Annotated in this window: 11 protein-coding genes; 9 read left to right on the forward strand and 2 right to left on the reverse strand. The window is 61.1% G+C overall.

The window, feature by feature from the left end:
- Nucleotides 1-19: 19 nt before the first annotated feature.
- Complete coding sequence (locus ACA062_RS11800) at nucleotides 20-586, forward strand: P-loop NTPase family protein (protein ID WP_497456514.1); 567 nt, start codon at nucleotides 20-22, stop codon at nucleotides 584-586.
- Between the two features lie 111 nt (nucleotides 587-697).
- A complete protein-coding gene (locus ACA062_RS11805; protein WP_497456515.1) occupies nucleotides 698-886 on the forward strand; it encodes a type II toxin-antitoxin system HicB family antitoxin in 189 nt (62 codons plus the stop codon).
- Nucleotides 887-941: 55 nt separating this feature from the next.
- Here the strand turns inward: ACA062_RS11805 and ACA062_RS11810 are convergent, their stop codons facing one another.
- Together ACA062_RS11810 and ACA062_RS11815 are read right to left on the reverse strand one after the other, a co-directional pair.
- Nucleotides 942-1,538, reverse strand: coding sequence for a cupin domain-containing protein (locus tag ACA062_RS11810; RefSeq protein ID WP_497457404.1), 597 nt, complete (start codon nucleotides 1,536-1,538; stop codon nucleotides 942-944).
- 118 nt (nucleotides 1,539-1,656) lie between these two features.
- Complete coding sequence (locus ACA062_RS11815; RefSeq protein WP_497456516.1) at nucleotides 1,657-3,618, reverse strand: oxidoreductase; 1,962 nt, start codon at nucleotides 3,616-3,618, stop codon at nucleotides 1,657-1,659.
- Nucleotides 3,619-3,795: 177 nt separating this feature from the next.
- Between ACA062_RS11815 and ACA062_RS11820 the strand changes: the two genes are divergently transcribed.
- The 7 genes from ACA062_RS11820 to ACA062_RS11850 all read left to right on the forward strand — a co-directional run bounded on the left by ACA062_RS11820 (nucleotide 3,796) and on the right by ACA062_RS11850 (nucleotide 12,143).
- A complete protein-coding gene (locus tag ACA062_RS11820; protein WP_497456517.1) occupies nucleotides 3,796-4,620 on the forward strand; it encodes a class II aldolase/adducin family protein in 825 nt (274 codons plus the stop codon).
- A gap of 239 nt (nucleotides 4,621-4,859) precedes the next feature.
- Nucleotides 4,860-5,507 carry a TetR family transcriptional regulator C-terminal domain-containing protein gene (locus ACA062_RS11825; protein WP_497456518.1) on the forward strand — a complete coding sequence of 216 codons (648 nt, stop codon included), beginning with the start codon at nucleotides 4,860-4,862 and terminating at the stop codon, nucleotides 5,505-5,507.
- A 93-nt stretch (nucleotides 5,508-5,600) separates the two neighbouring features.
- Nucleotides 5,601-6,314: a response regulator gene (locus tag ACA062_RS11830; RefSeq protein WP_138965632.1), complete on the forward strand. Its 714-nt coding sequence runs from the start codon at nucleotides 5,601-5,603 to the stop codon at nucleotides 6,312-6,314.
- Between the two features lie 5 nt (nucleotides 6,315-6,319).
- Nucleotides 6,320-7,090, forward strand: a complete 771-nt coding sequence (locus tag ACA062_RS11835) for a substrate-binding periplasmic protein (protein ID WP_497456519.1) — start codon at nucleotides 6,320-6,322, stop codon at nucleotides 7,088-7,090.
- Complete coding sequence (locus tag ACA062_RS11840; RefSeq protein WP_497456520.1) at nucleotides 7,087-9,363, forward strand: ATP-binding protein; 2,277 nt, start codon at nucleotides 7,087-7,089, stop codon at nucleotides 9,361-9,363. The genes ACA062_RS11835 and ACA062_RS11840 overlap by 4 nt, the downstream gene beginning before the upstream one ends.
- 211 nt (nucleotides 9,364-9,574) lie before the next feature.
- Nucleotides 9,575-10,987: an amino acid permease gene (locus ACA062_RS11845; RefSeq protein ID WP_497456521.1), complete on the forward strand. Its 1,413-nt coding sequence runs from the start codon at nucleotides 9,575-9,577 to the stop codon at nucleotides 10,985-10,987.
- A gap of 364 nt (nucleotides 10,988-11,351) precedes the next feature.
- Nucleotides 11,352-12,143: an enoyl-CoA hydratase/isomerase family protein gene (locus ACA062_RS11850; RefSeq protein WP_497456522.1), complete on the forward strand. Its 792-nt coding sequence runs from the start codon at nucleotides 11,352-11,354 to the stop codon at nucleotides 12,141-12,143.
- Nucleotides 12,144-12,145: the final 2 nt, after the last annotated feature.

The raw sequence follows: 12,145 nt of genomic DNA on the forward strand, positions 1-12,145 counted from the left end.
CAAGACAGGAGACCAAGCGGTGATCCAACGGATTTATATCAGCGGAGCTTCAGGGGCAGGAGTGAGCACGCTAGGAGCCGCATTGGCTGAAAGGCTTCACATGCCTCATGTTGATGTCGATGATTACTATTGGTACCCGACGGATCCGCCCTTTGAAAAATCACGTCCGCCTGAAGAAAGACTTGTTCTGTTAAAACGAGCGCTAGCTGATCTCCCTTGGGCATTGTCCGGATCATTGGATAGCTGGGGGAGCGAGGTGATTCAAAGCGCTGATCTGGTGGTATTCGTTGATACTCCGACACCGCTCCGTATGGAGCGCTTGAGGTCACGCGAATCGCAACGGTATGGCCAGCGCATTTTGCCTGGCGGCGATATGTATGCGAACCACCAAAAATTTCTTACATGGGCGCAAAGCTATGAAGCGGGTAGTCGAGCGGGCCGTAGTAGACCTAGACATGAGCTGTGGCTCAAGCACTTGACTAAACCAGCCCTCAGATTGAACGGAGAGATCGCGATCGCAGAAATGGTGATGACTGTAGTCGCGGCGATTTCAGATTTGACTCACCAGGAATCAACAAGCGACTGAATCGCTCTGGTCCCGAAATAGATCAGTCCCATCGACCGGTCCCAGGAAAGAAGCCAGGATGTATCAAGTAGAAGAGGCTCGCGAGTTTCTTCAGCGAGCAGGAGTTGAGCTATGAATAGCATGACCTATAAAGGCTATGCGGCCCGAGTCGAGTTTGATGAGCGGGACGACATCTTCGTCGGCCGAGTGTTGGGAGTGCGTGAGATCATCAGCTTTCACGCCGATTCAGTGGCCGAGCTGCGTGCCGGGTTTGCTGCCGCTGTTGAGGATTATTTGGCAGACTGTGGCCCGCCGCCTTGACTGAAGTTCACTGTCCGGAACAAGCGTTCCGGCAGCGTTCTTGTTGTTTTACCCTTCAAAACGTCGGTGGGGTAATCACCCAGATCACCACCGCGTCGACCTCGCCGGGGTTGCCGTAGCGATGGGGTTCCTGGCTGGAAAAACTGAAACTGTCGCCTTCATTGAGCTGGAAATGGCGTTCGCCAACCCATAACTCGAAACTGCCGCTGAGCAGGTAGCCGGCTTCCTCGCCTTCATGGCTATAGCTTTGCTGGCTGTAAGTGCCAGGGGGAAAGCGCGAATGCAGGATCTCCAGCTGGCGATTGGGTTGCGGGGTCAGCAATTGGTCCACGATGCCGTCTTCGTAATGCACGCTCATCCGGCTGTGCTTGCGGACCACATAACCACTGTCTTCGGGGGCCGTGCTGGCTTCGCTGGCGAAGAACCACTGGATGGTCACGCCCAGGCTACGGGCGATGTTGAACAACGCCGGAATCGACGGGTAAGCCAGGTTGCGTTCCAGCTGGCTGATGTAGCCCGCTGTCAGCTCGCTCATGTCTGCCAGCGCGGCCAGGGTCATGCCCCGGCGTTTACGCAGGCCGCGAATGCGCGTGCCGAGGAAGTGCGGCCCTGCGGCAGCGGACTGACTGGCGGGCGCGCTGGCAGGCGGCAGGTTGCTGCTGTTGCTCATTGCGTGCTCCGAAACGGACGGTGCCCGAGCGGGTTGAAACCCTCGAGCTTGATGGCCGGTCAGCCTGGAGGCTGACAAAGGCCGGGAGTATAGAGCAGCCTCAGAGGTCCCACGCAACCCTCAAGCCGTCATAAATCGCTTCTTCGGCGGTGCGCGGTGCCAGGCAGTCGCCGATCCGCCGGAACTCCACCAGCCCTTGCAGTTCCGCGCCGAGGGTATCCACCGGCTGATGACCCTGGCACAGCACCAGCGTGTCGATGTCTTCGAAAATGATCGGCTCGGCGCTGGCGGTATGCTGCATGTACACGGTGCTGTCATCGCAGCCGTATAGGCGGGCGTAAGGTGTGATGGGGATGCCCGACTTGTGCAGTTCGCCGGCCAATTGGTCGCGCACGTACAGTGGCAGGTTTTCTCCACAATGGGTGCCGTTGACTGCCAGCTGCACCTGATGGCCGGCACGCACCAGGCGTTCGGCGATGCCAGGTCCAATCCAGTCGCACCGCCAGTCGACGACCAGCACCGAACGTCCTGGCTTGACCTCGTCGCGCAGTACCTGCCAGGCATCCACCACGTGCAGTTCGCCACCCCGTTCGAAGGCCGGCCAGTAGGGTTCGGCGCCGGTTGCAACAATCACCAGGTCCGGCCGTTCGCGTTCGACCAGCGCCCGGTCGACGCGGGTGTTGCACACCACGCGTACGCCTGCCAGTTGCATTTCCCGCTGCAGGTTGGTGCTGGCGCCGCCGAATTCGCTGCGCCGCGGCAGCAGTTGCGCCAGCAGGACTTGCCCGCCGAGCTGTGCACCGGCTTCGTAGAGTGTGACCTCATGCCCGCGTGCGGCGGCGACGGCGGCCGCCTTCATCCCGGCCGGGCCACCGCCGGCGATCATGATGCGCTTGCGGCTGGTCGTCGCTTGCAGCTTGCCGAAAATCAGCTCACGCCCGGTTTCCGGATGCTGGATGCAGGAAATCGGCAAGCCTTTGTGGAAGTGCCCGATGCACGCCTGATTGCAGGCGATACAGGCTCGTACATCCTCGCTGCGCCCGGCATCGGTCTTGTTCGGCATTTGCGGGTCGCAGATCAGTGCGCGGGTCATGCCGCAGACATCGGCCTGACCCCGGGCAATGATCAGCTCGGCTTCTTGCGGCTGATTGATGCGACCGGTGACGAACAGCGGAATCGACAGGCTGGCCTTGAACGTCCCGGCTTCCTTGGCCAGGTAGGCCGCTTCGATGGCCATCGGCGGCACGATATGCACGGCACCGCCCAACGATGCCGAAGTGCCGGCGACGATGTGCACGTAATCCAGCTGCTGTTGCAATGACTTGACCGCCGCCAGCGACTCGTCTTCGGTCAGGCCTTCGGGGTCGCGCTCATCGGCACTGATGCGCAAGCCGATGATGAATTGCTCATCGGTGTTGGCGCGGACCACCGCAATGACTTCGCGCAAAAACCGCAGGCGCTGTTGCAGGTCGCCGTTGTAGCCGTCGGTGCGCCGGTTGACCCGCGGGTTGATGAATTGCGCGGGCAGGTAACCATGGCTGGCGACCACTTCCACGCCGTCCAGCCCGGCCTGGTATAAACGCCGGGCCGCCGCGCCATAACCGGCGACGATCTCATCGATCATGGCTTGATCCAGCGCGCGCGGCATGACCCGAAAACGTTCGTTGGGCACCGCCGACGGCGAGTAGGCGACGGCCAGCAGGCCATCGCTGGACTCCATGATTTCCCGCCCCGGATGGAAAATCTGCGAGAGCACCACCGTGCCATGGGCATGACAGGTGTCGGCCAGCTGTCGATAACCGTCGATGCAGGCGTCATCGGTGGCCATCAGCACATGGGAGGTGTAGCGCGCACTGTCATGCACCCCGGCAACCTGCAGCACGATCAGCCCGACGCCGCCTTCGGCACGCGCCCGGTGATAGGCGATCAATTGCTCGTTGACCAGGTTGTCGGTCGGCATCGAAGTGTCATGTCCGCTGGACATGATGCGGTTCTTGAGGCGCTTGCCACGGATCTGCAGCGGTTCGAACAGGCGCGCGAACGCTGGGGTGGAAGTCGGCATGGTGCGATACTCCAGGCGAGCCGAAGCTGGAAAAACAGAGGGTTCGGCGTTTTTATTATTTTGCTATAGAAATTTACCCTCAGTAAAAAATCAACTTGTTTTTTTAATGGCCGATAAATAGATTGCGACGTCGAGTCCTATTCTTCGCGCAGACGATCAGCCCAGAGAGCAGAAACAATGAATGAAATTGCACACCCGGCGGCTGCCGCTGCCGAGCAGGTTTCGAGCGAGCAACTTCTTACAGAGCGACGTCTTACCGAAGAACGCCTGCGCCGGGAGCTGGCTGCCTGTTATCGGTTGATCGCGCACTTTCGCATGAGTGACCTGATTTTCACCCACATCTCGGTGCGTCTGCCGGGGCCTGAACATCACTTCCTGATCAACCCCTATGGGCTGATGTTCGACGAAATCACCGCCTCCAGCCTGGTCAAGATCGACCTCGATGGCCGTGCGGTGGAGTCGTCGCCGTATCCGGTCAACCCGGCGGGCTTCGTGATTCACAGCGCCATCCACGGTGCCCGCGAAGATGCGCAGTGCGTGCTGCATACCCACACCCGGGCCGGTTGCGCGGTGGCGGCGTTGAAGTGCGGGTTGTTGCCGGTGAATCAGATCTCCATGGAGTTCTACGAACGGGTTGCTTACCACGACTATGAGGGCGTGGCGCTGGATCTGGGCGAGCAGCAGCGACTGGTGCATGACCTGGGTGACAAGACGGTGTTGATGCTGCGCAACCACGGTTTGTTGACCGTCGGTGCAAGCGTCGGCCAGGCCTTCCTGCGCATGTACTACCTGGAAAAAGCCTGCGAGATCCAATTGGCGGCACAGGCCTGCGGCGAACTGGTGCTGCCACCGGCGGCCGTTTGCGAGCACACCGAGCGCCAGTTCAACGAGCCGGGTCGGCCATTGGCGGAAGGCGAGCTGAATGATCCGGATGCCATGCAGTTGGCATGGTCGGCGTTGTTGCGGTTGGCGGATCGAGTGGCGCCGGGTTATCGGGATTGAGCGCAATGCCCTGAGGCGGGGGGCTTGCTCCAATGCCAGTCAGTTAAGAGAAAGGTGTGCCCCCTGTAGGAGCGAGCTTGCTCGCGATGGACGTTAACGATAACGCGTGTTTTCTGAACAAACGCGCCGCTCTTGAGTCCATCGCGAGCAAGCTCGCTCCTACAGAGATGCTGTACAGTTGTTCAGCTAAGTGACTGCAAAAGACCCGCCCAACGACTGTTCCAAGGAGATCGATGCCCATGACCCAGGAAGCCCGCTTTTCCCGAATGGAGCCGGAGTTGCGCAAGGCCAACCTGATCGAGGCGACGCTGGTGTGCCTCAAGCGCCATGGCTTCCAGGGGGCTTCGATCCGCAAGATCTCGGCTGAAGCGGGGGTATCGGTCGGGTTGATCAGCCATCACTACTCCGGCAAGGATGAGCTGGTGGCCGAAGCCTATCGGGCGGTCACCGGGCGAGTCATGAGCCTGTTACGCGACGCCATGGAGCAAGCCGCACCGAATGCCCGCGAGCGTCTGTCAGCGTTTTTTCGCGCCTCGTTCTCCGCCGAACTGCTGGACCCGCAACTGCTGGATGCCTGGCTGGCGTTCTGGGGCGCGGTCAAGACCGCCGAAGCGATCAATCTCGCCCATGAGCATTCCTATGGCGAATACCGCAGCGAGTTGCGCAAGGTGCTCAACGATCTGGCCCGGCAGGAGGGCTGGGAGGCTTTCGATGCCGACCTTGCCGCCATCAGCCTGAGCGCGCTGCTCGATGGCTTGTGGCTGGAGTCGGGACTCAACCCCGGCACCTTCACCCCGAGCCAGGGCGTGCAGATTTGCGAAGCCTGGGTCGACGGTTTGCAGGCCGGCGGTCGCCAGCGTTTCAGTTTGCAGACAGAGGGCTGTTGATCGATCGTTCAGCAATAGCTACTCTCTGCCGCTCAAGCGGGACTCATTCTAATAAGAAACATGCCCTTCGGGCTTATGCAGGAACACCAAGCGATGACTCCTCGGGTACTGATCGTCGACGACGATTTGCTGATTCGCGAACTCCTTCACGCCTATCTTTCGCAAGAAGGTTACGACGTGCACTGCGCCGCGACGGCGGAACTGGCCGAAACTTTTCTGGCGACCAACACGGTCGACCTGGTGATGCTGGACATCCGCCTTCCGGGTAAGGATGGCCTGACCCTGACCCGCGAGCTGCGGGTGCGCTCGGAAGTCGGTATCATCCTGATTACCGGGCGCAATGACGAAATCGACCGCATCGTCGGCCTCGAATGCGGCGCTGACGATTACGTGATCAAACCCCTCAATCCACGTGAACTGGTGTCGCGGGCGAAGAACCTGGTGCGCCGGGTGCGCCATGCCCAGTTGCAGCAGCCGGCGCCGGCGTTGCGCCAGGTCAAACAGTTCGCTGCCTGGGGATTGGACACCGATCGCCGACGCCTGATCGATGATGCCGGTGGCGAAACCCTGCTGACCCAGGGTGAATTCCAGTTGCTCAGTGTCTTCCTGCGCAACAGCGGGCATACCTTGAGCCGCGATCAGTTGATGGATCAGATCCGCAACCGTGAATGGGTACCCAACGACCGCTCCATCGACGTGCTGGTCGGGCGCTTGCGGCGCAAGTTGCATGACGATCCTGCCGAGCCGCAACTGATCATTACCATCCATGGCGCCGGTTATCTGTTCACCGCCAGCGTGGCTGCCTGAACCTTATGTGGCGACTGCTCGGGTTACTGCTGGCACTGACGGGCACCTCGGCTGCGGCCGAGACCATTCGTTACTGCGATTATCCGGTCTACCCGCCGATTTCCTGGAGCGACGGCAAACAGGTGCGCGGCCTGGCGCCCAGTGTGGTGAAGACCTTATTAGGCAACCTGGGGTACGAGGTCGAGATCGTCGTGCTGGGCAACTGGAAGCGCTGCCTGCTGGACGCCGCCGAAGGCCGGGTCGACGTGGTCCTGGCCTACAGCACGGCGCAGCGTGAACAGAGCATGCGCTTCTCGACGGTGCCGGTGTTGCGTGAAGAGGTCGCGGTGTTCTTCAACCGCCAACACCCGGTGAAGTTCGAACGGCTTGAAGACCTCGGCAATTACCGCGGCGGCCTGCTGTTTGGTGAAAGCTATGGCCTGGACTTCGATCGCTTCGTCGCCCGGCACGGCAATATCGAATGGGTCTCCGACAGTCGACAGAACTTCGGCAAGCTGATTCGCGGCAGAATCGATTTCATCACCCATGAGCGGCGCACCGGGCAGCTGTTCGTGGAAAACCTGCCGGGTGCCGCCGACATCCAGGCGTTGCCCCAGTCATTGAGCGTCGACTATTTGCGGGTCGCCGTATCGCGCCGTTCCACCCTGGCCGAGCGCATGCCCGCGATCGACGCCGAACTGCAGCGGATGGTTGACGCGGGCGAGATCGAACGCTGGTTGAACGAGAGTGAAGCCACCTATCGCGACATGATCAAGCTGCCGGCGGACGCGCCATGAGCCGCGCCAGTCCCGGCGGCCTGTTGCGCCGTCTGCTGCTGTTCATCCTGCTGTTCAGCCTGTGCTTCACCATACTCGCCAGCACCGTGCAGCTGTATTTCGAGTACCGCCGTGAAATGCGCGATATCGATTCGCGCATGGAGCTGATCCGTGCCGGCTACCTGGCAAGCCTGGAACGCAGCCTCTGGGATCTCAATCAGGAGCAGTTGAATGTGCAACTGCGCGGCCTGGTGGATTTTTCCGATGTGGCCCGGGTGCATTTGCGCAGTCCCGATTTCGACCTGCTGCAAGGTAGCGCCGCGCCGGCCGGCCCCTTGCGCATCGAGCGTTTCCAGCTCAATTATCAGCCGCCGTCCGGCCCGTCGCGACACCTGGGCGAGCTGGAAGTCAGTACCGACCTGGACGCGGTGTATCGCCGGCTGTACGCCACCGGCCTGACCAGCCTGTTATGGATGAGCGTGTTCCTCTGCGGTCTGGCGGTGGCGCTGTCGGGGTTGTTCTACCGGCTGGTGACTCGGCATTTGCAGGTCATGGCCGATTTTGCCCGGCGCATTGCCGCCGGTGACTGGCATGAACCTTTGCGCCTGGACAAAAGCAGCACCGGCAGCGAAGACGAAATCGATACCGTGGCGCACGCCCTGGATGACATGCGCCGGGCGATTCTCAGCGATATCCACCGCCGCGAAGTCGACCGCCTGGCGCTGCAGGACAAGCGCGACGAACTGCAGAAAATGGTCGAGCGGCGCACGGCCAGTCTGCTGCGCGCCAAGGATGAGGCCGAAGCGGCCAACCTCGCCAAGTCGCGCTTCCTCGCCACCATGAGCCATGAACTGCGCACGCCACTCAATGGCATTCTCGGCATGGCCCAATTGCTGCGCGGCGCCAGCCTCGACGAGCGCGACGGCAAACGCCTGGAAGCACTGTACAAAGCCGGCGAAGGTCTGCTGACGATTCTCAACGAAGTGCTGTATTTCGCCCGGCTGGAGGAGGGCGAAAGCCATCCGGAGCAGGTCGACTTCTCGCTCAGGCAGCTGCTCGATGAGGTACTGACGCTGCTTGAACCGCGGGGGCTGAGCAATGGCACGCAACTGCAGTGTCGGGTTGATCCGCAGGTCGACGATCGGTGTCGTGGCGCCGAGCAGTTTTTACGTCAGGTGTTGAGTAACCTGTTGGCCAACGCCATCAAGTTCACCGAGGCCGGGCACATTAGCGTCGAAGTCGCGCTGCTGACGGCGGGCGACCCGTCCACAGGGCAACGCCTGCGGTTCAGCGTGACCGACAATGGCATCGGCATCGCGGCGTCCGTGCAGGAAAAGATCTTCGAGCGCTTCACCCAGGCCAACGAAGACGTGGCCCAGCGTTATGGCGGTACCGGGCTGGGACTCGCCATCAGTAAACACCTGGTGCAATTGCTCGGCGGGCGCATCGGTGTCGACAGCCAGGAAGGGCAGGGCAGTTGCTTCTGGTTCGAGCTGACGCTGCAACCGGCCTTGGCCGCGGCGCCTGTCACGCGTACCCCTTCACCGGTTCAGCCTCTGAGCATTCTGGTGGTCGAAGACGTGGCGCTGAACCGCGAGGTGGTCAGCGGCCTGCTGGAACGCGACGGGCACTGGGTCAGCCTCGCGGAAGATGCCGAGCAAGCCTTGGAACTTTGCCGCCGGCAGTCCTTCGAGTTGATTCTGCTCGATGTGCATCTGCCGGGCTTGAGTGGCGTCGAACTGTGCAAACTGATCCGCAGCACACCGGGGCCCAATCAACACAGCCGGATCTTCGCCCTGACTGCCAGTGTGCAGCCGGCGCTGGTTCGCGGTTATCTGGATGCCGGCATGCAAGGCATTCTCGCCAAGCCGCTGAAGCTCGACAACCTGCGCCAGGCACTGGCCGGTGAACGGCCGATGCCCGAGCCGGCAGCGGACACTCATCCGCTGGGCTGGCAACTGATGGACTGGCAATTGCTGCACACCCATCGCAGCTTGCTCGGCGAGCAGAAACTTCAGGGTTTGCTGGGGGTGCTGCGCGACTCGATTGCCCAGCACCGCGTGGCGCTGATCGAAGCCATTGAAGCCGGTGACTGTACCGAGGTTGCGCACCTGGCCCACCGTTTGGCCGGGAGCAGTGACTCACTGGGCTTTTGCGCCTTGGCCGAGGTCTTGCGCGCCCTGGAACAGGCGGCACTGAGCAACGACACGGCGGCAGTGCAAGCGTTGGTGCCGAGGTTTCATGGGGTGTTGCAGGGTTCGCAAGAGGTACTGGCGGACGTGTTGAACGCCTGACGTACAAAATCGTTACGACTTTTTACAACTTTGATCTTCAGCTTCAACGCGAACTTACATGGCTTTCCAATAATCGGCACAACCGCGCCGGACGCGGTCTTCGAAGCTTATTGGAGATAATAATAATGAACTGCCGTAAAGCTGATCTTTCCCCGCGCGATGACCTCCTGTCATCCACCCCGCACCTCGCCCAGTCCTGAGAGGTGCTGCCATGAGCGAATCTATCGAACGTAAAGGCATACAACTGACCCGAGCCTTGAAAAGCCGGCACATTTTCATGCTGTCGCTGGGCGGGGTGATTGGCACCGGGTTGTTCATGGGCTCGGGCGTCACCATCAACCAGGGCGGTCCGATGGGGGCGATCCTGGCTTACCTGGTGGCCGGCTTCCTGATGTACCTGGTGATGGTCTGCCTCGGCGAGCTGTCGGTGCAGATGCCGGTGTCCGGCTCGTTCCAGACCCATGCCACAAAGTACATCGGGCCCGCCACCGGGTTCATGATCGGCTGGGTGTACTGGATGAGCTGGGCGACCACGGTCGGCCTGGAGTTCACCGCGGCGGGCATGTTGATGGTGCGCTGGTTTCCGAGCATCCCTATCTGGTATTGGTCGGCGCTGTTTGTGGTGGTGCTGTTCGGGTTGAACGCCCTGGCCACTCGCGCCTTCGGTGAAGCGGAATACTGGTTCTCCGGGATCAAGGTGGCGGCGATCCTCGGTTTTATCATCGTGGGGGTCCTGGTGATTTTCGGCGCGATACCGCTGACCAGCGGCGCCCCGGCGCCGATGATGAGCAACCTGATCGGCGACTCGCTGTTCCCCAACGGTCTGTCGGCGGTGTTCGCGGTGATGATGACGGTGGTCTATGCCTTTCAGGGCTGTGAAATCATGGGCGTTGCCGCTGGCGAAACCGACCAGCCGGAGAAGAGCATCCCCAAGGCGGTGCGCAACGTGGTGTTCCGGGTGCTGATCTTCTATGTGCTGGCCATCGTGGTGCTCTCCGCCATCGTCCCATGGCAGCAGGCCGGGTTGATGGAAAGTCCGTTCGTGCAGGTGTTCGACATGGTCGGCATTCCTTACGCCGCCGACTTGATGAACTTCGTGATCCTCACCGCGATTCTCTCGGTGGGTAACTCCGGCCTGTATGCCTCGACGCGGATCCTCTGGACCATGTCGAAAACCGGCATGGCCCCGAAAAGCCTCGCGCCCTTGAGTTCCCGCGGCGTGCCATTGCGGGCGCTGAGCATCACCCTGTGCTTTGCCCTGGTGTCGCTGCTGACCAGCTTCATTGCCGCCGACACCCTGTTTATGGTGTTGATGGCCGTCAGCGGCATGGCCGGTACTGTGACCTGGATCGTGATTGCGCTGGCGCAGTATAAATTCCGTCGCGCCTTCATCCGGGAAGGCGGCAAGCTCAGCGATCTGAAATACCGTGCACCCTGGTTCCCGTTCCTGCCGCTGCTGTGCATCGCCTTGTGCTGTTCGCTGTTCGTATTCCTGGCGCTGGACGAGACGCAGCGTCCGTCGCTGTATTGGGGTTTTGGTTTTATTGCCCTCTGCTATGGCGCTTACTTCCTGACCAACCGCAAGCGCCAGGCGGCTATTGCTCAGACGCTGCCGACGGTCTAAGCCGGCAAATAAAAAACACTGTAGGAGCAGCCGGTCGCCCCCCCTGTAGGAGCTGGCTTGCCAGCGAAGACGGTCTATCAGCCGATACATGTGTCGACTGACACGCCGCCTTCGCTGGCAAGCCAGCTCCTACAGGGATCTCCTCGACCTCAAGACCCCCGTAGTCAGTTGTTCGAAGATGTAACAACTTTCTCGGCGGGTATCCGAATACTCTAGTTATTCCTTTTTAAAACAATAAGTTAGATAGATTTTACGACAGTTACAAACACCCAGGCCACAGGATTGCCGCCTTACTGAACACTCGTTTAGTATGGTCGCCATAGCGCTCCCCCCTCATGCCAAACACAACAATTCGAGGACTCGTATGACTACTCAATCTTCTCTGCTCAGTCAGGTCGAAGCGGGTGTTGCCTGGATCACGCTCAACCGTGCCGCGCAACGCAACGCGCTGGACATTCCGACGCTGAAAAGCCTTCACGCCTTGCTCGACCAATTCAACGTCGATCCGGCGGTGCGAGTGATCGTGCTGACCGGAACCGGCCGCAGTTTCTGCGCCGGTGCCGACCTCGCCGAATGGGCCGAAGCCGAGGCCCGCGGGGCGCTGGAAAGCTACGGCTGGACAGAAACCGCCCACGCCATGATGAGCCGCCTGTACAGCCTCGATAAACCGACCATTGCCGCGATCAACGGCACCGCCGTCGGCGCCGGGATGGATTTGACCCTGTGCTGCGACTTGCGGGTTGCCGCGCAGTCCGCCCGGTTCAAGGCCGGTTACACCAGCATGGCCTACTCGCCGGACGCCGGTGCCAGCTGGCATCTGCCACGTCTGATCGGCACCGAGCAGGCCAAGCGCCTGCTGTTCCTCGATGAACTCTGGAGTGCCGACCGCGCCTTGACGGCCGGCCTGGTCAGCGAAGTCTGCGCCGATGAACAACTGCCGGGCGTGGTAGGCGAACTGGCCGCGCGCCTGGCCAGCGGCCCGACCTTCGCGTTTGCCCAGACCAAGCAACTGATGCGTGAAGGCGCCCGGCGCAGCCTGCCGGAACAACTGAGCGCGGAACTCGCCGCCGGTCTGCTCTGTGGTCGCAGTGTCGATGGCGCAGAGGCCTTGCGCGCGGCCATGGAAAAACGTCCGCCTGCCTTTGTAGGTAAATAAGG

It is taken from the genome of Pseudomonas sp. LBUM1679, assembly GCF_059695565.1.